This is a genomic window from Bacillus sp. MUM 13 (assembly GCF_001866725.1).
Classification (GTDB): domain Bacteria; phylum Bacillota; class Bacilli; order Bacillales; family DSM-1321; genus Peribacillus.
In genome coordinates, this window is sequence record NZ_MLYQ01000038.1 from 13,024 (window position 1) to 32,742 (window position 19,719).

The 19,719-nt window shown below is 42.1% G+C and carries 24 protein-coding genes; 12 read left to right on the top strand and 12 right to left on the bottom strand.

Annotation, left to right across the window (positions count from 1 at the left end):
* Window positions 1–27: 27 nt before the first annotated feature.
* From BIV59_RS11095 to BIV59_RS11120, 6 genes are all read left to right on the top strand, one after another.
* Window positions 28–1,110, top strand: coding sequence for an FUSC family protein (locus BIV59_RS11095; protein ID WP_071351551.1), 1,083 nt, complete (start codon window positions 28–30; stop codon window positions 1,108–1,110).
* A gap of 353 nt (window positions 1,111–1,463) precedes the next feature.
* Window positions 1,464–1,964 carry a MarR family winged helix-turn-helix transcriptional regulator gene (locus BIV59_RS11100; protein ID WP_071351552.1) on the top strand — a complete coding sequence of 167 codons (501 nt, stop codon included), beginning with the start codon at window positions 1,464–1,466 and terminating at the stop codon, window positions 1,962–1,964.
* Between the two features lie 32 nt (window positions 1,965–1,996).
* Window positions 1,997–2,635, top strand: coding sequence for a biotin/lipoyl-containing protein (locus tag BIV59_RS11105; RefSeq protein WP_071351553.1), 639 nt, complete (start codon window positions 1,997–1,999; stop codon window positions 2,633–2,635).
* A 38-nt stretch (window positions 2,636–2,673) separates the two neighbouring features.
* Complete coding sequence (locus BIV59_RS11110; protein ID WP_071351554.1) at window positions 2,674–4,287, top strand: DHA2 family efflux MFS transporter permease subunit; 1,614 nt, start codon at window positions 2,674–2,676, stop codon at window positions 4,285–4,287.
* A 79-nt stretch (window positions 4,288–4,366) separates the two neighbouring features.
* Window positions 4,367–4,897, top strand: coding sequence for an NAD(P)H-dependent oxidoreductase (locus tag BIV59_RS11115; protein WP_071351555.1), 531 nt, complete (start codon window positions 4,367–4,369; stop codon window positions 4,895–4,897).
* Between the two features lie 16 nt (window positions 4,898–4,913).
* Window positions 4,914–5,309: a superantigen-like protein SSL4 gene (locus BIV59_RS11120; protein WP_071351556.1), complete on the top strand. Its 396-nt coding sequence runs from the start codon at window positions 4,914–4,916 to the stop codon at window positions 5,307–5,309.
* A gap of 41 nt (window positions 5,310–5,350) precedes the next feature.
* Here the strand turns inward: BIV59_RS11120 and BIV59_RS11125 are convergent, their stop codons facing one another.
* From BIV59_RS11125 to fabL, 5 genes are all read right to left on the bottom strand, one after another.
* Window positions 5,351–7,099, bottom strand: coding sequence for an ABC transporter ATP-binding protein (locus tag BIV59_RS11125; RefSeq protein ID WP_071351557.1), 1,749 nt, complete (start codon window positions 7,097–7,099; stop codon window positions 5,351–5,353).
* 66 nt (window positions 7,100–7,165) lie between these two features.
* The gene (gene ntdP / locus BIV59_RS11130) at window positions 7,166–7,693 is read right to left on the bottom strand and encodes a nucleoside tri-diphosphate phosphatase (RefSeq protein WP_071351558.1); all 528 of its coding nucleotides are present in this window, start codon (window positions 7,691–7,693) and stop codon (window positions 7,166–7,168) included.
* Between the two features lie 340 nt (window positions 7,694–8,033).
* A complete protein-coding gene (locus tag BIV59_RS11135) occupies window positions 8,034–8,288 on the bottom strand; it encodes a YgaB family protein (RefSeq protein WP_071351673.1) in 255 nt (84 codons plus the stop codon).
* Between the two features lie 280 nt (window positions 8,289–8,568).
* Window positions 8,569–8,871: a gamma-type small acid-soluble spore protein gene (locus BIV59_RS11140; RefSeq protein WP_071351559.1), complete on the bottom strand. Its 303-nt coding sequence runs from the start codon at window positions 8,869–8,871 to the stop codon at window positions 8,569–8,571.
* A 78-nt stretch (window positions 8,872–8,949) separates the two neighbouring features.
* Window positions 8,950–9,699, bottom strand: coding sequence for an enoyl-[acyl-carrier-protein] reductase FabL (gene fabL, locus BIV59_RS11145; protein ID WP_071351560.1), 750 nt, complete (start codon window positions 9,697–9,699; stop codon window positions 8,950–8,952).
* 83 nt (window positions 9,700–9,782) lie between these two features.
* On the opposite strand from fabL, the gene BIV59_RS11150 reads away from it, so the two are divergent.
* On the top strand, window positions 9,783–10,007 hold the full coding sequence (locus BIV59_RS11150; RefSeq protein WP_071351561.1) for a hypothetical protein: 225 nt from the start codon (window positions 9,783–9,785) through the stop codon (window positions 10,005–10,007).
* 43 nt (window positions 10,008–10,050) lie between these two features.
* Here the strand turns inward: BIV59_RS11150 and mutY are convergent, their stop codons facing one another.
* Window positions 10,051–11,160 carry an A/G-specific adenine glycosylase gene (gene mutY, locus BIV59_RS11155; protein ID WP_071351562.1) on the bottom strand — a complete coding sequence of 370 codons (1,110 nt, stop codon included), beginning with the start codon at window positions 11,158–11,160 and terminating at the stop codon, window positions 10,051–10,053.
* Window positions 11,161–11,368: 208 nt separating this feature from the next.
* Between mutY and BIV59_RS11160 the strand changes: the two genes are divergently transcribed.
* Entirely contained in the window at window positions 11,369–12,346 is a 978-nt protein-coding gene (locus tag BIV59_RS11160) for a metal-dependent hydrolase (RefSeq protein WP_071351563.1), read from the top strand.
* 61 nt (window positions 12,347–12,407) lie between these two features.
* Here BIV59_RS11160 and BIV59_RS11165 read toward each other — a convergent pair whose 3' ends face one another.
* Window positions 12,408–12,665 carry a YfhJ family protein gene (locus tag BIV59_RS11165; RefSeq protein WP_071351564.1) on the bottom strand — a complete coding sequence of 86 codons (258 nt, stop codon included), beginning with the start codon at window positions 12,663–12,665 and terminating at the stop codon, window positions 12,408–12,410.
* A gap of 119 nt (window positions 12,666–12,784) precedes the next feature.
* Here BIV59_RS11165 and BIV59_RS11170 point away from each other — a divergent pair, with 119 nt between their 5' ends.
* Window positions 12,785–12,952, top strand: coding sequence for a small, acid-soluble spore protein K (locus tag BIV59_RS11170; protein ID WP_071351565.1), 168 nt, complete (start codon window positions 12,785–12,787; stop codon window positions 12,950–12,952).
* 42 nt (window positions 12,953–12,994) lie between these two features.
* On the opposite strand, the gene BIV59_RS11175 is transcribed toward BIV59_RS11170, so the two are convergent.
* The gene (locus BIV59_RS11175) at window positions 12,995–13,321 is read right to left on the bottom strand and encodes a YfhH family protein (RefSeq protein WP_071351566.1); all 327 of its coding nucleotides are present in this window, start codon (window positions 13,319–13,321) and stop codon (window positions 12,995–12,997) included.
* 40 nt (window positions 13,322–13,361) lie between these two features.
* Window positions 13,362–14,174 (bottom strand): recombination regulator RecX, encoded by an 813-nt coding sequence (gene recX, locus BIV59_RS11180; RefSeq protein ID WP_071351567.1) that lies wholly within the window; start codon window positions 14,172–14,174, stop codon window positions 13,362–13,364.
* Between the two features lie 128 nt (window positions 14,175–14,302).
* Between recX and BIV59_RS11185 the strand changes: the two genes are divergently transcribed.
* The 3 genes from BIV59_RS11185 to BIV59_RS11190 all read left to right on the top strand — a co-directional run bounded on the left by BIV59_RS11185 (window position 14,303) and on the right by BIV59_RS11190 (window position 15,704).
* On the top strand, window positions 14,303–15,211 hold the full coding sequence (locus BIV59_RS11185) for a TIGR01777 family oxidoreductase (RefSeq protein ID WP_071351568.1): 909 nt from the start codon (window positions 14,303–14,305) through the stop codon (window positions 15,209–15,211).
* A 57-nt stretch (window positions 15,212–15,268) separates the two neighbouring features.
* The gene (locus tag BIV59_RS22815) at window positions 15,269–15,403 is read left to right on the top strand and encodes a YfhE family protein (RefSeq protein ID WP_083392138.1); all 135 of its coding nucleotides are present in this window, start codon (window positions 15,269–15,271) and stop codon (window positions 15,401–15,403) included.
* 112 nt (window positions 15,404–15,515) lie between these two features.
* The gene (locus BIV59_RS11190) at window positions 15,516–15,704 is read left to right on the top strand and encodes a YfhD family protein (RefSeq protein ID WP_071351569.1); all 189 of its coding nucleotides are present in this window, start codon (window positions 15,516–15,518) and stop codon (window positions 15,702–15,704) included.
* A 69-nt stretch (window positions 15,705–15,773) separates the two neighbouring features.
* Here BIV59_RS11190 and BIV59_RS11195 read toward each other — a convergent pair whose 3' ends face one another.
* The 3 genes from BIV59_RS11195 to BIV59_RS11205 are packed head-to-tail and all read right to left on the bottom strand — an operon-like array spanning window position 15,774 to window position 19,685.
* Window positions 15,774–17,342: a fatty acid--CoA ligase gene (locus BIV59_RS11195; protein WP_071351570.1), complete on the bottom strand. Its 1,569-nt coding sequence runs from the start codon at window positions 17,340–17,342 to the stop codon at window positions 15,774–15,776.
* A 21-nt stretch (window positions 17,343–17,363) separates the two neighbouring features.
* Window positions 17,364–18,518, bottom strand: a complete 1,155-nt coding sequence (locus BIV59_RS11200) for a thiolase family protein (RefSeq protein WP_071351571.1) — start codon at window positions 18,516–18,518, stop codon at window positions 17,364–17,366.
* A 21-nt stretch (window positions 18,519–18,539) separates the two neighbouring features.
* Entirely contained in the window at window positions 18,540–19,685 is a 1,146-nt protein-coding gene (locus BIV59_RS11205) for an acyl-CoA dehydrogenase family protein (protein WP_071351572.1), read from the bottom strand.
* Between the last annotated feature and the right edge of the window lie 34 nt (window positions 19,686–19,719).

Here is a 19,719-nt window from a genome sequence, read left to right on the forward strand (position 1 = left end):
ACCCATGAGAAAGGAAAACGGACTTATATGAAGCTTGGTGCCCGCATTTTAAAAACGGGAATTGCAATTGTTTTAGCGCTTTATCTATCAAAGCTGCTTCACATGCCTGTACCGGTATTAGCAGGGATATCTGCCATATTTGCCATACAGCCTACCATTTACCGTTCGTACAGGACTATTGTGGAACAGCTTCAAGGAAACCTTATAGGAGCTTGTGTCGCTGTTGTATTCGTTCTCTTTTTTGGCAATCATATTTTTATTATCGGTTTAGCTGTTATCGTGGTCATTTCAATCAACCTTAAACTTAAGATGGGCAATACCATTACCCTATCAATCGTAACCACTTTATCGATTATGGAAGCGCAGCAGGGGAATTTCTACACCTTTGCCTTCATTCGTTTATCATCAGTGTTATTAGGTATCCTGAGCTCATTCCTGGTTAACCTTGTATTTATTCCTCCCAAATATGAAACAAAGCTGTATGTGCGGATTTCAAATGTCACGGAGGATATCCTCAAGTGGATCAGGATGAGCACACGCCATGTCTCGGAACGGACATTGTTAAAAAAGGACATCGGCGATCTAAAGAACGACCTTTCTCAAATCGAACAGCTTTATCATATGTTTAAAGAAGAACGCGGTTATTTACTGAAAGAAAACCATGTAAAGGCCAGAAAGAAAGTCGTGTACCGGCAAATGCTCATCACCACAAGAAAAGCTTTTGAAACACTTAAACGCATCCATAAATTTGAGCATGAAATAAGCATTATGCCTGAGGGTTTTCAGGTAAAGCTCCTTTATCAGCTGGACTGCCTGATCCGCAAGCATGAGCAATTGCTGTTAAAATATATTGGCAAGGTGAAATTCAGCGATGTATATTCCGACTGTGTTTCCGATGAATGTATAAGCCGCGAAGAACTGCTGGCACTATTTTACGGCAGTGATTCAGAAATTAACGATCAGGAATTAGCGGCACGACTTGTCCCTCTGCTCTCTGCCATTATGGAGTATGATGAGCAAATGGAGCACTTAGAAAAATTAATCAGCAGTTTTCAGACTTTCCATAAAGATGATAATGAAGTATATCTTCCTCCAGAAGATGAAGATTAATTGCTTGAACCTTGTCCAAATCCTTGTGATTTGGACTTGAAGAAGGGCCTTTCTCTTACTTAGAGAAAGGCCCTTTTTTATTTTTTCACCCGCCCGTCATGAAAGCGTTCCAATTTTATTTGGCATAAATAATTTTTTATTATTTATCAAATACTCATAATAATGGAATTCCCCTTTATTCATATCAAACATGAAATATTACATTTATTACCTGAAAAAATTAATGAAAAATAAAGGATTAAATTGATGACAATTCAAAAAATCTCTGTTAGAATAATTCCTTGTTAAGAAATATATTTACATTGGTTAACATTTAATGTTCTTAAATATTAGTATGATTGGGGAGTGAAGTGTTGAATGAAGAAAGCCGTATTATCGCTGCGGTAGAGCACATTCATGACAAATTATTACTGCTTGGGAAAATACGTACTTTGTTTCTTGAGAAAAGCATAGAACCTTATGACATCACTTTGCTTCAGGTTCATATTCTTTATAAAGTCGGACAAAACAGCAACATCCGGGTCAGCAAGCTGGCGGAAATGGTTCATATCCACCTAAGTTCCCTCACAAGGCTGATTGACCGTCTTGTAGAGCAAACTTTAATATGCCGTTTCAATGATGACAAAGACAGGCGTGTTGTCAGAGTACAACTGTCCGAAAAAGGATCTGAAGTTCTTGAATGTGTTACAAAGAGCTTTAAGGAATTAATCATCCAAACTATTAAACAAATGGATGAAACAGAACTGGAAGGCTTTTATCAGTTTTCAGCATTGCTGGATAAAATAACGGAACCAATTTCTATTGAAAATGACGACGTAAAAATTATCCGCCAATTTAATACTTCAAAAATATAAAATACTTCGCTGGATTGAAAGGAGAAAGATTAATGGGTAGAGGTCGTTTAGTCCTAGTTAATATCGTAGGAATTATCATTATTTTTGCATTAGTAGCCGGAGGTGCTTATTACTACTATCAAAGCACAAATTTCGTTAAGACAGACGAAGCAAAAGTAGCCGGAGATCTTAATACAATTGTTGCCCCAACAGCAGGCAAGCTAAAAGGCTGGAATCTGCAGGAAGGCGATAATGTTTCAAAAGGAAATACACTTGGCAAAATCTCTGATGGCAAACATTCTGTGACTGTTTCTTCTGCACAAGACGGAACAGTAGTTAAAAAACAAGTTTCATCTGATCAACTGGTTCAAGCAGGACAGGTATTGGCCCAAACAATCGATATGAGCAAAATTTATATTACAGCAAACATTAAAGAAACAGAATTAAGCGATATCGAAAAAGGCGATTCAGTTGATATCACAGTTGACGGAGATCCAGGCACTACTTTCGAAGGTACACTAGAAGATATCGGATATGCTACAAACTCAGTGTTCTCTATCATGCCAGCTCAAAATTCAAGCGGTAACTACACTAAAGTAACTCAAAAGGTTCCTGTTAAAATCTCAATTAAAGCACCATCTGATAAAGTACTTCCTGGTATGAACGCAGAAGTTAAGATTTCCACAAAATAATTTGATTTGTTTACTTTACAAGAAAGGAGGCTGGTTTAATGGCTGCCCAAGGTATCGAAAATAACGACCAGGGAGTAAGACAGCATGTTCCCCTGCTTGTTATATTAATGCTTGGCTTATTCTTAGTTATCTTAAACCAAACCCTTCTAAGCGTGGCTATGCCGCGCATGATGACAGAGTTTAACGTAACAGCCACAACCATCCAGTGGCTTTCCACAGGGTTCATGCTTGTCAATGGTGCGTTAATTCCTCTTTCAGCGTTCCTTATTGAGCGCTTTGGCACAAGGATACTTTTTATTTTGGCTATGATACTTTTCACTATTGGTACTTTCATTTGCGGAATTGCACCGACATTCTCCGTAATTTTGATTGGCCGCTTAATTCAGGCTGCAGGCGGGGGTGTTCTTCAGCCGCTTGTTATGACCATGATCATGTTTATTTTCCCGCCGCATATGCGCGGTAAAGGGATGGGAATCTTTGGTCTTGCGATGATGTTCGCACCGGCTATCGGCCCTACATTATCCGGTTTGATCATAGAACACTATACATGGCGTTTAATGTTCTACGGAATGGTTCCGCTTGGAGCGATTATTGTAATCGTCGCTTTCATCACATTGCGTAATGTAATTGAGCCAAAAAAAATCAAACTCGATGCATTCGGCGCGTTTCTTTCCCTTTTCGGTGTGGCTGCCCTTCTATATGGAGTCAGTGAAGCCGGTTCAAAAGGATGGTCAGACTCAATTGTCGTGGTTATGATTGTACTTGGCCTTCTGTCCATTGCCGGATTTGTTATTCAGCAGCTAAAGTCAGAAAAACCTTTGCTGGATTTCAGGGTTTTCAAGTATGATATATTCACACTATCCAATATCATTTCAGTTATCATCACTGTATCAATGTTCACAGGGCTGTTCCTTCTTCCGATTTATCTGCAGAACCTAAGAGGCTTTACGCCTGTTCAATCAGGTGTTCTAATGCTTCCAGGCGCCCTTGTTATGATGGTCATGTCCCCTATCTCAGGGATATTGTTTGATAAAATAGGACCTCGTCCGCTTGGTATAGTCGGATTGCTGGTCACTATTTTAACAACGTTTGAATTTACTAAAATTACGCCTGATACTGCTTATACAACATTATTAGGTGTTTACATGATCCGTTCATTCGGAATGTCGCTATTGATGATGCCGATTATGACAGCAGGCATGAACCAGCTGCCACGCCATTTAAATAGCCACGGAACCGCCATGACAAATACAATCCGCCAGGTAACCGGCGCAATCGGAACAAGCTTGGTCACTACCATTTATACAAACAGGACCATCTTCCATGCAACTACAATCGGAAACCAGATGAGCACAACTGATCCGGAATTCTCGCAAAATCTGCAAAATCTGGTTCAAAATATCATGGCTTCCACGCACCAAACAGCAGCATCAGCCCAGCAGACAGCCATATCGCTGCTGTCCGGCCAAATTCAGCTGCAATCCAATGTTATGGGAATCAATGATGCCTTCTTCTGGGCAACAGGATTTACTGTTATCGGATTAATACTAAGCTTCTTCCTGCGTGATGTAAGAAAAGATAAAAAGAGACAAGAAGCGAAAAAGAAAAACGAAATTCAGTTGCTTCCTTCTCCAGTGAATGAAACGAAATAAAGAAATAAGAAACCTCCCCTTATCGGGAGGTTTACTATTATCACAGAAGGCTACATTTAATTAACAGGAGGTTTTTCTTATGAAGATTTATGTTGTGTATGATAGCGAAGGAGAACATACTAAAGCTCTTGCGGAATCTATCGCAGAGGGAGCAGATGGAGTAAGCGGTGCTGAGGTATTTATTGATCATGTCAGCCAGGCAGATGTGTATAAGCTTTCTGAAATGGATGCCATTATCTGGGGCTGCCCAGGGCATTTCGGAACCATCAGTTCCGGATTGAAATCATGGATCGACAAATTGGGATATCTTTGGGCAGAAGGAAAGCTTCAGGATAAGATCGGTGCCGTCTTCTGTACTACAGCCACTGTCCACGGCGGACTTGAAGCAACCATGCTTAACTTAATCACCCCAATGCTGCACCAGGGAATGATTATTACTGGCATGCCAAGCAACATCCGTGAAAATGCCCTTTATGGCTCTTATTATGGAGTAGGTGTAACCTGTCCTCCTGATAGTCCAGAAGCAATTTCTGCAGATGGCCTTACACTCGGCAGGATATTAGGAGCACGTGTAGCGAATGTCGCAAAATCATTTAAAAATGAGCGATAAGGAGGACTGATATAAGATGGCAATGATTATTTTTATAATTGTAGCGATCTTGGTAGCAGCCGGCTTAGTTACCATGAATATAAGGTCATCATCCCGCAGCCGTGCACATGTTGAACAAGAACCGGCCCTTCATGAAGAAACGCCTTCTTCCATGCCTCCTGTTCCAGCTGAAGAAGCCCATGAAACTGCTGTACAGCCAATTCCTGATGTGCGGGCAGAAGAAGAAACGTTAAAAATGGATGATAATGCATACAGGAATGCCCTGCAAAGCATGAAAACCCATATCGAATCTCCTAAGGCAGAAACAGAAGAAGAAGAACCTTCTGTCCAGCCTAAAATGGATTCCAAAATGAACGATAACATGTTCCGTGAAACATTAAAATCCATGAGAAATCAGGATACAAATAAATAAACAAACGCCCCCAATTGACTTGGGGGCGTTTGTTTGCGGCTTTATGAATCAAGCTGCTGAACCTGAAACAGGTTATAATAGCCGCCCTGTTTTCTCATAAGCTCTTCGTGGCTTCCCATTTCTGTTATTTCTCCATGCTCGATAAGAATTATCCGGTCAGCATGCGTAATCGTGGACAGCCGATGGGCAACAATAAAGGTAGTCCTCTCTTTTGCAAGCTCCTCCAGTGCTTCCTGGATCAAGTGCTCACTTTCCAGATCAAGAGCTGAAGTTGCTTCGTCCAGCACGAGGATCGGAGGGTTTTTCAGGAACACCCTTGCAATGGCAACACGCTGTTTTTGCCCTCCGGATAATTTAACACCGCGCTCTCCTACCTTCGTTTCATAACCTTCTGACAGGTTTTCTATAAAGTCATGGGCATTTGCTGCCTTTGCTGCCTCTATTACCTCTTCCATGGATGCATCGGGCTTGCCCATCCTGATATTCGAGACAACCGACTCACTGAATAAGATGTTATCCTGCAGCACCATCCCAATTTTATCGCGCAGGCTGCGGACCTTGAAATCCCGCAAATCTATGCCGTCCAGTAAAATCCTTCCGCTGCTGACATCATAAAACCTTGGAATCAGGCTGACAAGCGAAGACTTTCCTCCTCCGCTCATCCCAACCAATGCAATGGTTTCACCCTTACGGACATGAAGGTTCAAATTCTTTAAAACTGGCTCTTCTGATTCATCATAAGCAAACGAAATATTCTCAAAATCAAGATTGCCTTCTACACGGTTCAGTGATATAGAATCTGGTTTATCCTCAATGTCATATTTTTCATCAATGAACTCAAACATACGGTCCATTGAGGCTAGTGTCTGTGTCATAGTAGTTGAGGAGTTGACTACCCTTCTCAAGGGATTATACAGTCTATCGATGAACCCTATGAAGGCCACCATCGTTCCTACTGACAGCGGGCCATTAATCACCTGATAACCTGCATAGCCAATAACCAGCAAAGGTGAAATATCGGTGATGGTATTAACAACAGCAAAAGACTTGGCATTCCAGCTTGTGTGCGCCAGCGCCTTGTCCAAAAAGTTCTGATTTTGTTTTTTAAACAGCTCTGATTCGTGATCTTCTATGGCAAAGCTCTTAATAACAGGCATTCCAGAAACACGTTCACCCAAATGGCTTTGAACATCTGCAAGAGCCTGCGAGCGCGTTCTTGTATAATCCCGGAGCTTTCCAAAGAAATGCTTAACGGAAAATGCGTAAAATGGAAGCATCACCAAGGAGACAATGGTGAGCTTCACATCCATGGTAAACATGATTATGATGGCGATAATAATGGTTGCTATATCAAGCCAGAGATTCATAAGCCCCGTGATTACAAAGTTCTTTGTCTGCTCTACATCTGTTATGACCCTGGAGATGACTTCTCCTGCCCGGGTATTGGCATAATATTTAAAGCTTAATTTTTGGATATGGCTGAATAGCTCATTCCGGATATCAAATAAAATCTTCGTGCCGGTCCATTGAGCATAGTATTGCCGGTAATATTCCACAGGCGGCCGGACCACAACGAATATCACCAGCATAATTCCCATAACCCAGAATAGTTTTTCCGTTTTTACAGATGACGTTAAGTGTTTATTGGCAATAATATCATCCAGAACATATTTTGTAAGAACAGGAATTAAAAGCGGTATACCAAATTTCAGAAGTCCTATGATGACTGTTCCTGCAATTTGCCACTTGTATGGTTTGACAAACCGCAGATATCTTTTTACGCTATCCACAAAAATCCTCCGTAAGTAAGTTTTGTCTCAAAAAAAACCTGTTGTTTATGCAACAGGCTTTTGGCTCTAGCGGTATGTTAAAAACCGTTCGTACCAGGAATCAATAAATTCTGCAGAAAAAGGTCCTTTCCTCTGCCGTATCATGTAAATTAAATAATCGACATTTCTTTTTAAGATAGCATCAATTGCATCAGGGTAATTCATTTCCCTGCGGTGCCTTTCATACTCATCTTCATCCAGTAAATTAAAAGTCATATCCGGAAACACCTTAATATCCAGGTCATAATCAATGTACTTAAGCGCTTCCGTATCGCAAGTGAACGGAGAACTGATATTGCAATAATAGTACACACCGTCTTCTCTAAGCATCCCAATAACATTGAACCAATATTTAGAATGAAAATAGCATATTGCCGGTTCTCTCGTTATCCAGGTTCTTCCGTCGGATTCCGTTACCATCGTACGATCATTTGCCGCTATGACAAGATTTTGCGTCCCTTTTAAAACGGTGGTTTCTTCCCAGATCCGGTGGATATGCCCATTATGCTTATAACTTTGAATTTGGATTTTTCCTCCCTCGGTGGGAATCCCCATAATTATTCTCCCCTGCCTTCCTTAAACACATTACAAAACTTTTCTAATGGCGGTTATACTGTATCTTATTCGATTTCCTATATTCCTTTATTATAGCGATTTATTCAAAAATTTAAAACAAAAGGGGCTATCTATCAGTAAAAATGTGCCATAAAGCCAATAATACTTAAAAAATCCGCAAAAAAGCTGCAAAATTCCCGCATTATCGGCAAAAAGACAATTACTGAATAAGATAGCCCCTTAGGACTTGTTTTTCGTATACTTTGAACAAGGCTGATTTCCGCTCCAGGAGTCTCTCACCATTCGCTCCAGTCAACTTCATTTAAGCTGAGCCTGGATATTAGATAATTGCTTCCTGCCCTTCCTGATAGTACCTGATGACCTCTTCTGTCTGCTGCTCAAACATATCATGAATTGCAGATAATTCCTGCTTCATCCGTAAAATCTCATCCTGAATGCAATCTAACTCGGTCAATTCCTGCAAGGTTTGGAGCTGTTGTTCGATTTCCTGGCATCTTTCAATTTCAGATTGTATAAACAAGAGCTTCTCCATCGTTTTTAGCTGCTCATTAATCAGCCGGTCAAACTCTTTCATATCCATGCACCGCCCTATTATTTATATAATGATTTCCCCTCCTCCAAATATTCTTGCTTCCACCTGATTGTCCTTTGACTTAAAATGTAGACCAAACAGAACTTTTGTCGAAGGATGCGAAAGCGCCCTGTTCAGCTTCAATGTATATTATTAATTTCTGAATTTGTAAACTTTGGAATAAGGTGGCTGATTTAACGATAGGATCCCCTCGCAGAACAAAAATAAACGAATAAACAAAAAAAGACATTCTTCTGAAGAGAAGAATGCCCTTTTCTTGTGCTTATGCTTTGGAAGATTTTCCAGATTGAGACTGCTGGTTTTGTCTTTTTACTTCTTGTACATTAGTTTGGCTTGCAAACTCAGTACCGTATTGGCTTTGGCTAGATTGGCTTTGGCCAGATTGGCTTTTTCCTGCAGATGCTTGCTGGTTTTGCTGCTTCACTTCTTGCACATTAGTTTGGCTTGCAAATTCAGTGCCATATTGGCCCTGTCCAGATTGGCTCTTTCCTGCAGAAGCTTGCTGGTTTTGCTGTTGAACCTTCTGTACGTTAGTTCCAGCTTGTGTTGTTTTGTTGTTCTCCATTCGTAATCACCTCCACGATAATAGAATAACCAGGAGTACGGGGTGATATCCGAACAAATTTCAGTTAAATTTATCCAATTACACAAGCAGTGAAACTCCTCCATCGACAATAATGGTTTGTCCGCAGATCATGCTTGTTTTGTCACTTATTAAAAAGAGAATGGCATTTACCATATCCGATACTTCCACCATTCGTCCAGCAGGAGTGTTTTTTGCAGCATCTGCCAATAATTCTTCTCGGTTAGGGAAATGTTTAAGGGCATCTGTATCAATCACTCCGCCAGAAACAGCATTTACCGTAATATTTTTTGGAGCCAGTTCAACTGCAAGATAGCGTGTCAGTGCTTCAAGTGCGGCTTTGGAAACGCCAACAACCGTATAATTTTCAAGGTATCTGATAGAACCCAGTGAACTGATGCTGACAATTTTTCCTCCGCCATTTTTCTCCATTAATTTGGCAGCTTCCTGTGCGCAAAATAACAGTGCTTTGCTGTTGATATCCATGGTCCAGTTCCAGTGTGATTCTTCAAGCTCCATCAGTGGACGCTGAACGCCAGATGCAGCATTTGATACGAATACATCCAGCCTGCCATAATATTCTTCAATTTCGGCAAACATAGATTTTATTTTCGCCACATCACCAACGTTGGCCTTTACAACTAGAGCTTTCCGGCCCATTGCTTCAACTAAAGCCGCAACCTCAAGCGCTTTGGATTTGCTTCTGGCATAGTTAATGACAAGGTCATATCCCTCTTCAGCCAGCTTTAGGGCTGTCGCCTTTCCAAGCCCTTTACTGCTTCCTGTTACCAATGCTACTTTATTTGTCATTTGTTTATCGTCCCTTCTATTTGGAAAAATAAGAATAAAGATGTTTATTTTCAAGAAAAATATAAAGAAAAAGGAGTGGTATTATGTACGTTGGCCGTGACATGACAGAATTATCATTATTGCCAAAATCCGATTGGGAAAAAAGCGAGCTAGTTTACTTTCATCATTCCCTGCAGCAAATGGTACCTTACCTGAACCAGGAAGGCCAGTCAATCCACAAGGAGATTGTGGAGGAAATTGAAAAGCGCGGCGGCCTTCAAAGAAGTGAAGCCGATTATACACATGGCACCAATGAAAGCTATGATTGAGCTATGATGAAAGTAAGGGGAGCGGAATATTCCGCTTCCTTTTTCATTGGGAACTCCTATAACCCGCCATAATTTTCTGATGTGATACCGAAAATGCATATTGTTCTATTTCCTTTTCAGAAACCCATTTATACTGCTGACTTTCTAACAGCGTACTATCAATATGCCTGCTTATTGTGCCTTTAAATGCATCGATTTTCCAGACAAGGTGAGAAAAAACATGATCAATTTCAGCTACCAATTCTCCAATATCAGCCGCTGCTTCAAAGAGCCTGCGGAATTCCTCTGCGAAGTATTCCCTTTTTGTCATAAGCTCAGTGTGTATTTCAAAGTTAGGGAATTCCCACAAATTTGCAAGCAGCCCCTCAGAAGGTCTCTTATGAATCAGGATTTCACCTTTTTCATTTGTCAGCACTGCAGCAACAATCGGCACATTGCGTGTTTTTTTCTTTTTAATCTTGATGGGAAGCTCAGACTGTATGCCTTCCTGAAATGCCTGACAATGGCTGCGTACAGGACATAATAAGCATGCGGGTGTTCCAGGCGTACATATTAAGGCACCCAGTTCCATTAAAGCCTGGTTAAAGAAAGATGGATGATCATGGTCAATCAGGCCCCTGACAGCCCTTTCGAATAATACCCTTGTTTTAGGCTTTGCAATATCTTCTTTAATCTTAAGAATGCGCGACAGTACACGCATTACATTCCCGTCTACTGCCGGTTCAGCTTTTCCATAAGCAATGCTTAATATTGCGCCTGCCGTATAGGGGCCCACACCTTTTAATTTTGAAATTTCTTCCGGTTTATCAGGAACAATGCCGCCGTAGGCTTCTCTTACTTCCTTCGCGGCACTATGCAGGTTTCTGACACGGGAATAATATCCAAGCCCCTCCCAGGACTTAAGCACCTTTTCTTCATCTGCATCAGCGAAATCCTCAATTGTAGGGAACCAATCCATAAATCGGTTATAAAAAGGGATAACAGTATCTACCCTTGTCTGCTGCAGCATAATTTCTGAAACCCATACCCTGTATGGATCGCTATTTTGTCTCCATGGCAAATCTCTTTGTTCCTTTTCAAACCAGGAAAGCAAATCCTGCTGAAATTCAGTGATATTAATTTCTGACAAACCCTGCAATTCGTTTTCTTTCATATTTGTTCCTCCGCGATGTTAAACTTCTTTAGAAAATGGGAATATATATATGAAATACTTTAAAGCATATAAAAGATGTACTTTTCTTTTATTGTAATATGTGTAATGAATATGTCAAAATAAATTCTTTTGGCGAATACTAATAATATGAGCTATGATTACTCTTAACAATAATATCAGACCGCTATTAAGCAGGGAGGTTACTTAGTTGGATACTGGCACTCACCTGGTCATGGGGATCGCTTTAGGAGGTCTTGCAACATTGGACCCAGCCTTAGGCGACACGTCAACAGCACATGCTATTATGGCTGGAACTATTATAGGCTCCCAGGCTCCGGATATTGACACGGTTTTAAAGCTTAGAAACAATGCTGTATATATACGAAATCACCGGGGAATTACTCATTCGATTCCCGCTGTGCTGCTTTGGCCCATATTAATTACATTTACGATTTTTGCAGCCGTTCCTTCAGCAAATTTGCTGCATTTGTGGCTTTGGACCTTTCTTGCCGTTTTCCTGCATGTTTTTGTAGATATTTTCAACTCTTATGGCACCCAGGCTTTACGGCCAATTTCATCCAGATGGCTTGCACTTGGGGTTATTAACACCTTTGATCCCTTTATTTTCGGCATTCATGCTGCAGCCCTCGTCCTGTGGGGATTAGGCTTCCCGCCGGGCTATACATTTCTTGCCATGTACGGCATTATAGTCATTTACTATTTTGCCCGATTCAAGGAGCAGCGATATATTAAAAGAGCTGTAAAACAGCAGATTCCTGATGCTAAAAAAGTCATCCTTTCACCGACAATGAAATATCACCGCTGGAAAATTGCCGTCATTACAGGAAACAAATTCTATGTGGCGCGTGCAGAAAACGGATATGTTACGGTTCTTGACAAGTTTGACCGCCTCCCTCTGCCTGAAAGCGATGTGCTTGACGCTGCAAAGCATGATAAAAATCTTGCGGCATTCCTTTCTTTTTCACCGGTTTATCGATGGGAAATCACGGCAGTGAAGGATTATTACGAGGTCCGCTTTATTGATTTGCGCTACCGCAGCAATGGCTTTTACCCATTTGTCGCCGTCGTCCATCTGGACCGGGACTTAAATATCCTTAACTCTTATACAGGCTGGATATTCAGTGAAGCAAAGCTCAGGAAAAAACTGAATTTAATTCCTTTTTAAATTTCGAGAATTCCGAAACAGAAAAATCCTCCCTTAGAAGGGGGGATTTTTCTAATGCAGGTTATTTTTTTTGATTCAATAAATGCTCATATTTAGGATTTCTTGCAATGAATTCATGCAGCCTGTCCCCGTAGTTGTCAATCCATTGCTTTACGACTCTTGCTGTCATTTCTTCTCCTGCATATTCATGCCCGGCCTTTGCATAGGTTGCTTCAAAATCCTCCCAAAGAAGCTCAACCCATGTCAAAGCCTGATTGAACGTAATCTGATTGTTTTTCTCTAAAAGAGACTGAGTCAATCGTTCTTGGTATTCCTTCACTTTCCTCACCTCTGCCCATTTATTTCTGCCCAGAAAAAATCATAATTTGAATTTCTTTACCCATACTAAGTGTACGCGGAAAACGCGATTCTTTACATTGTGTTTGGAGGGGAAAAACCATGAGAAATAAAGCCAGAAATTTCCCGAATCAAAACAATAATAAATTCGAGGGAGAGCCGAGGGCCAAAGCAGAGTATGCTTCTAAACGCCCGGATGGCAGCATTAATACCCATCCGCAGGAGCGGATGAGAGCCTCGAATGAAAGAACGTCGGATACACTTCGCTGACAAGATGTATAACAGTCCAGAGGCTCAGCTGCCTCTGGATTTTTAAATTTTTTTGGCAGGTACAAGCATTGAAATCGGCAGGGCTTCTTCTTCGCCGCTGCCGCTCATCCTATACCCCCATGCAAAAACCCCATTCAAGTAATCCACTTTAAAGTATGTTCCGGGATCGCCTTCGATTTGATAAATTTCCCCAGGCAAGAAGTCTTCGGGATTTAATAAATATGCCTGTGCCATAACAGCCTTTCTTTCCAGCACTGCAAATTCGCTCACCATGCCAAGCTGCTCCGCTTTTCTTGCTTTTTCTTTTAAGGCTCCTATTTCCTGCCGCAGCTCATGCTCTGTCATTTGGCTATATCTTACTTCACTCACTGAATAACACCTCTGCTTTTAAATGTGCTTGATAAGATTTTTAATCCATGTCTTCGGATTCATTCAGATACCGGTCAATTAACCCGATATCGAACCCCTTTCTATATAAAGCCTGCTTCATTCTCTGCCTGTACTCCAAGCCTGTGTATTTTTGATTCCGCCGGCTGATTTTTTCAGCCTGAAGGCTCATGGCTTCCCATTCTTCCCCTTGGCTTTTCTCAACCTTAACGTCTCTTAAAGCTTCCATAATAATATCCCGAGAAAACCCTTTGCGCAACAGGTTTTGTTCAATCTTTAGCGAGAGAGCAGTCTTAGAAAGATTCTTTTCTTTTTTTAACGATTTTTCAGCCAAACTCCGGGCATGTTCTATCTGCAGATCGATTGGGTATTCGTTCATTGCCTGCACTCTTACAGAGTCTGCTATTCCTTTTTCCTTTAACTCCATATCTATCGTAAATGGCCCTTTATTTCCGCCATTTGCATATGTCCGGACAAATGCTTTCGCAAATTCAAGCTCATCTAAATATTTATATTGATACAATTTATGGATGGCTTCCTGGATGATTGGCTCCTCTGCTTCTTTCTTTTTCAGATAAAGCCGGACTTCCTTTTCAGACCTCATCCGGTGAGATAAATAATTCAGTGCCATAGTAAACGTTTTCTGTATTTCATCATGGTACTGGATATCTGCTAAATCAAACTCTTCCAGTTCCCTGCCCTTCTTAAGCTGAAACTTAATGAGTACTTCCTCGTCCACGCTAAAGGCATACTGTTCTCCTTTGCCATGGTCTATATATACATTATAACGGTCGGCCCGTTTTTTTTGAGTAGTGATTTTGGTGATTTTCGGCATAATTTTACCCCCTGCTATAACTGTAACACATTCTATAGAAGGTTTACTTTTTTAAAAACTTCAATAACATGATACAGTTTTGTTAATCGGAAAATCGATATCCAATACAGTCATGAAGGAGTGTTTTTATGAAGATTGCCATTGCCGGCGGCAGCGGTTTTATTGGACGGGCAATAACTGAAGAACTGCGCGCCCATAAGCATGACATCTGCATTCTGACAAGAAACCCTGATAATCATAAGCAAGCACAGGGAATCCGCTATATCAGATGGCTGCAAGAGGATGCCCATCCTGAAAAACAACTGGAAGGCATCGATGCCTTCATTAATCTTGCAGGAGAATCATTAAACAGCGGACGATGGACACAGAAACGAAAACGGGAAATCGTTGAAAGCAGAATTGAAACTGCAGCAGAAATGACGAAGATTCTATCCCTCCTTAAAAAAAAGCCGGAATGTGTCATCAATGCGAGTGCAATCGGCTATTATCCAGTCTCCGAGAGCCGCACATACACAGAAAAAGAAACAAAAAGCGGGAATGGCTTCCTTGCAAGGACCGTTGTTCTCTGGGAAAAAGAAGCGAAAAAAGCCAAGACATACTGCGGCAGGATGGTTATAGCCCGTTTTGGGGTCATACTGGGAATGGATGCAGGTGCCCTGCCAAGTATTATTATGCCATATAAGGTTTTTGCAGGAGGTACATTAGGAAGCGGCAGACAATGGCTTTCTTGGATTCATATCCATGATGCGGCAAGGGCCATTCATTATTGTTTGCAAAATGAAAGCATTTCAGGCCCAATTAATCTGACAGCGCCTGCTCCCGTCAGAATGAAAGAGTTCGGTCAGACAGCCGCGGAAGTCCTGCACAGGCCACATTGGCTCCCTGTTCCTTCCATTGCCCTAAAAACCGTGATGGGAGAAATGAGCAGCATGGTGTTAGAAGGACAATGCGTCATGCCAGATGTATTACTTTCGCATTCTTTCACATTTGACTATCCCCTATTAAAAGGAGCACTTGAACAGTTACTTGATAAATGATCATATTCAGGTATCGGATTTCATTTCTATGGAAAAAATACAGGTAATGAACAGGAGATGATATCATTGGAAGCTAAAAAAAAGGATAGAACAAAAAGCACTTTAACAAGCACACAGGCAGTATTGTACGCCAGAGAGTTCAAACACGCAGACCGAGCTGGCGGATTTGATGTTAAAAGGGGAAAACGCTAAAGAAATTTTGGAGGCAATTACCTGACATTTAAACAGCCATCCCGCTAACAATAACATTGAAGGGATATTAATATCACTTCAAAAAGATTTTCTCTATGGGAGGCTGCTTAATATGGGAAGAAACAGCATTCATAAAAACCGCGATAAAAACAAGCAAAAACTTCCGCAGGTGCCTGCAGAAATGAAGCATGATGGTTTAGATGTTGAATTTTCACAAGAGCTTGCTGATCAAAATGATCTGGAAGCCCAAAAGCGGTCAGATGCCGCAGATATGCGGGCAAAAAAGAGAAAACAGAAGTAAACTTGCAGGGAGCATTTAATTGCTCCCTGTTTGTTAAATGGGATTCCAAAATACTCCCCCTTGTAACATTTACTTATTGCTTCCGCTAATGATTTCCCCAATTTCCTTGCGCAGCATAAATTTTTGTACTTTTCCGCTCGCATTTCTTGGCAATGCTTCACAGAATATATATTTTCGGGGACGTTTATAATTTGCCAGGCTGCGGCTGTTCTTGCACCAGTCTTCCAGCTCTTCTTCTGTCAGCGCAGAGTCTTTAGCCACTACAAAGGCAGTGACCGTTTCGCCCCACTTGTCATCAGGCTGCCCGATTACTGCACAATCCAGTACACCTTTGTGTCCAAACAGAGTATCCTCCACTTCTCTTGGATAGATATTTTCCCCGCCGGAGATGATCATATCATCCACTCTGTCCTTTACCCACAAATATCCTTCATCGTCCAAGTAACCAATGTCTCCCGAATGGTACCACCCCTTATAAAGGGCTTTTTCATTAGCTTCATCACGCTGATAATATCCGCTCATCATACATGGCCCTTTGACAAGTATCTCTCCCGTTTCAAAAGCTGGCAGCACATCATCTGGATCAGAAGGTCCGTCCTCAGACGGCCGGACTATGATAATTTCATGGCCAGAGCATGCCTTGCCGGCTGATCCTGCTTTCCTTATTTGATCTTCTTCCGCAAGAAGTGTAATGGCTGGCCCCATTTCGGTCATCCCATATGCCTGAACCAGCTCGATTCCCAATTTTTCACGGCAGGCCATAATTAAAGCGGGAGCCATAGGTGCGGCACCGTACAGTCCCAGCTTCAAGCTTTTTAGAGAATATTTGCCGAGGTCCTCTTGAAGGAGCATATTCCACATAGCTGGAGCTGCAAATAGCTTTGTGATTCCTTCACTTTCGATTAAACGCAGCACTTCCTTCGGCTGAAATCCATGCACCACAATATTTCCTGCACCAGACTGTACACGGGGAAGGAAGGCACAATGAAGTTCAGCACAATGAAACATGGGAGCTGCAATTAAGCCCACATCATGCTGATCCAATTTCGTCGCCTCTTTCAAAATTTTGCTTTGCTCTGCCATTTCCCTGTGCCTGTGAAGGACCCCTTTAGGCCGGCCAGTGGTGCCGCTAGTATACATAATGGCGTAAATATCATCTTCTGTAACACCACCTGTTATGGGGGATGTTTTTGTTTCCTTTATTTTCTGCTGAAAGTCTGCTGCATAGGAAGGGGGATTATCATCGATGTACCAGAAACTTGTATCAGGAAACCGGCCTTCAATATCGTCAATGACCTGTCTCAGGGCACTTTCAAATAGCAGGACTTTGGGATTGGCATCCTTCAAAATATATGAAACCTCTTCAGGCATCAGCCGGAAATTTATCGGATTAAATACCGCTCCAATCTTAGCGCAGGCAAAAAAGGCTGCTGCAAGCTCCTCGTTATTGTATAAAAAGACAGAAACCCGATCGCCCTTCTGTATACCCTCTGCTATAAATGCATGTGCCAGGGCATGGATTCTTTCACTCCACTCCCTGTAGGTGTAACGGACATTTCTCCTTACATCATATATGGCCTCTTTATCCGGAAATCGTTCTGCTGCCCCGTCAAAAATTTCTCCAATAGTAGCCTCCATGATATTCCCCCATTTTCCTTTTTATAGGTCTAACCGTTCAATAATGGTCGCATTTGCCATCCCGTTTCCTTCACACATGGTCTGCAGCCCGTACCTGCCGTTTGTCCGTTCAAGTTCATGCATAAGCGAGACAAGCAGCCTTGCTCCGCTTCCTCCTAAGGGATGGCCAAGAGCTATCGCTCCTCCGTTTGGATTCAGTTTGTCCGGATCTGCCCCAATTTCTTTCAGCCATGCCAGAGGGACAGGGGCAAAAGCTTCATTCACTTCAAAAATATCTATGTCCTCAAGCTTCAGTCCTGACTTTTCAAGCACTTTCTTTGTAGCAGGTATAGGCCCTGTCAGCATCAGTGTCGGATCGGAACCTACTACGGCCCGTGTGTGAATCTTAAAGCGAGGCTTTAGCCCAAGCTCCAATGCTTTATTTTTTTCCATGAGCAAAACGGCTGCTGCCCCGTCACTGATTTGGCTTGAATTTCCTGCATGAATCAGGCCATCTTCTTTAAAAACTGTTTTTAAACCTGATAATGCCTCTAATGTCGTTTCGCTCCGCGGACCTGAATCTTCCTTCAAAATTGACCTTTCACCATAATCATCCAATACCTCTATCGGAAGGATTTCTCTTTCAAAATAGCCGGCATTTCTGGCTTTAATCGCTTTTTCATGGCTTTGAAGTGCAAACAGGTCACATTCTTCGCGGGTCAGGCCATACTTTTCGGCAATGAGCTCTGCTGATATACCTTGATGAACCATTTCAAAGCTGTTTTTTAAGCTTTCGCTGAGTCCTGCACCCTGATAATTGCTGCCCATAGGAACTCTCGACATACTTTCCACTCCGCCAGCAGCCACCACATCCATGTCACCGGATAAAATGGCCTGTGAGGCAAAATGGACAGCCTGCTGGCTTGAGCCGCATTGCCTGTCGATTGTTGTTCCGGGAACTTCGATCGGAAAGCCTGCTATCAAAGCGGCTGTCCGCGCAATATTACCTGCCTGCTCGCCCGTTTGGGTTACGCATCCCAGAATGACGTCTTCTATGATATGAGGACTAATCTCGGCTCTTTTAGCAAGATTCTTCAAAACCAGGGCGGCCAGATCATCAGGCCTTACATTCTTAAGCAGGCCATTACGTCTTCCAACAGGTGTGCGGATTCCTTCTATAATAACAACTTCACGCATTGAACACCCTTCCTTTCATATTTATAAACCGAGTCTTTTAGCAATGATGCCTTTCATGACTTCATTGGTTCCTGCATAAATACTGGCAACAGGAATATCCCGGTATCTCCTGGCAATTTTATATTCTTCCATATAGCCGTAACCGCCATGAAGCTGCATGCATTCCATGGAAATCCGTCTCGCTGTTTCCGTTAATTTCCACTTAGCCATGGAAACCTTGGTTACGATATCTTCTCCGGCAAGATGGCTTGCAATCAGGCTATCAAGGAATGTTCGCCCCATTTCTATTTCTGTTGCCATCTCAGCCATTTTAAATTGGGTATTCTGAAATTTCCCGATTGCTTTTCCAAAGGCTTCACGGCTCTTCACATATTCCAGGGTGTCAGCAACCATCTCCTCTGCTGCGACTTGGGCTGCGATCGCTACAATTAGCCGTTCCTGCTGGAGCTTTTCCATTAAATATAAAAAGCCTTTGCCTTCTTCGCCAATCAGATTCTCTTTTGGCACCGCACAGTCCTCGAAGATTAGCTCCGCCGTATCCTGGCAGTGAAGGCCGACCTTGTTCAATTTCCTTCCCCTTGTAAACCCGGGATTATTCCGCTCGACAGCAAGCAGGCTGATTCCTTTATGCTTTGGCACTGCCTTTGAATTCGTTTTACAAGCCACGATGACTAAATCAGCGTGAATTCCATTTGTGATAAAGGTTTTCTGCCCATTCAATATATAGCGGTCTCCATCAAGAAAAGCAGTAGTAGAGATATTAGCAAGATCTGAACCGGTCCCTGGCTCTGTCATGGCTATCGCTGTAATGATTTCACCCTTTGTACACCCTGGGAGCCATTTCTCTTTTTGATCTGCTGTTCCGTAGCTGGCAATATAGGGAACCGCGATATCACTGTGAAGTCCGACTCCAACTAACCCTGAACCGACACGTTCAAGTTCTTCATTAATGATGACGGAATATCCCCAATCCGTTTCTGAGCCTCCATATTCTTCAGGAAGATCCGGACATAGAAATCCTTGCTTGCCCATCTTTTCCCAAAACGAACGGGGGATGATCCTATTATTTTCCCATTCATCATAGAAGGGATATGCCTCTTTTTCCAGAAATCTCCGAATTGACTTGCGAAAGATTTCATGTTCATCAAACAGATAAGGATGCTTCATCATATCAACTCCCTGGCAAAATGCAAACGCTTAC

Coding starts and splice junctions, on each gene's coding strand:
- BIV59_RS11095 (WP_071351551.1), top strand. CDS start 28: ATGAAGCTTGGTGCCCGCATTTTAAAAACGGGAATTGCAATTGTTTTA.
- BIV59_RS11105 (WP_071351553.1), top strand. CDS start 1,997: ATGGGTAGAGGTCGTTTAGTCCTAGTTAATATCGTAGGAATTATCATT.
- BIV59_RS11110 (WP_071351554.1), top strand. CDS start 2,674: ATGGCTGCCCAAGGTATCGAAAATAACGACCAGGGAGTAAGACAGCAT.
- BIV59_RS11115 (WP_071351555.1), top strand. CDS start 4,367: ATGAAGATTTATGTTGTGTATGATAGCGAAGGAGAACATACTAAAGCT.
- BIV59_RS11120 (WP_071351556.1), top strand. CDS start 4,914: ATGGCAATGATTATTTTTATAATTGTAGCGATCTTGGTAGCAGCCGGC.
- ntdP (WP_071351558.1), bottom strand. CDS start 7,693: ATGGGGATTCCCACCGAGGGAGGAAAAATCCAAATTCAAAGTTATAAG.
- BIV59_RS11135 (WP_071351673.1), bottom strand. CDS start 8,288: ATGAAAGAGTTTGACCGGCTGATTAATGAGCAGCTAAAAACGATGGAG.
- BIV59_RS11140 (WP_071351559.1), bottom strand. CDS start 8,871: ATGGAGAACAACAAAACAACACAAGCTGGAACTAACGTACAGAAGGTT.
- fabL (WP_071351560.1), bottom strand. CDS start 9,699: ATGACAAATAAAGTAGCATTGGTAACAGGAAGCAGTAAAGGGCTTGGA.
- BIV59_RS11150 (WP_071351561.1), top strand. CDS start 9,783: ATGTACGTTGGCCGTGACATGACAGAATTATCATTATTGCCAAAATCC.
- mutY (WP_071351562.1), bottom strand. CDS start 11,160: ATGAAAGAAAACGAATTGCAGGGTTTGTCAGAAATTAATATCACTGAA.
- BIV59_RS11170 (WP_071351565.1), top strand. CDS start 12,785: ATGAGAAATAAAGCCAGAAATTTCCCGAATCAAAACAATAATAAATTC.
- recX (WP_071351567.1), bottom strand. CDS start 14,174: ATGCCGAAAATCACCAAAATCACTACTCAAAAAAAACGGGCCGACCGT.
- BIV59_RS11185 (WP_071351568.1), top strand. CDS start 14,303: ATGAAGATTGCCATTGCCGGCGGCAGCGGTTTTATTGGACGGGCAATA.
- BIV59_RS22815 (WP_083392138.1), top strand. CDS start 15,269: ATGATATCATTGGAAGCTAAAAAAAAGGATAGAACAAAAAGCACTTTA.
- BIV59_RS11190 (WP_071351569.1), top strand. CDS start 15,516: ATGGGAAGAAACAGCATTCATAAAAACCGCGATAAAAACAAGCAAAAA.
- BIV59_RS11195 (WP_071351570.1), bottom strand. CDS start 17,342: ATGGAGGCTACTATTGGAGAAATTTTTGACGGGGCAGCAGAACGATTT.
- BIV59_RS11200 (WP_071351571.1), bottom strand. CDS start 18,518: ATGCGTGAAGTTGTTATTATAGAAGGAATCCGCACACCTGTTGGAAGA.
- BIV59_RS11205 (WP_071351572.1), bottom strand. CDS start 19,685: ATGAAGCATCCTTATCTGTTTGATGAACATGAAATCTTTCGCAAGTCA.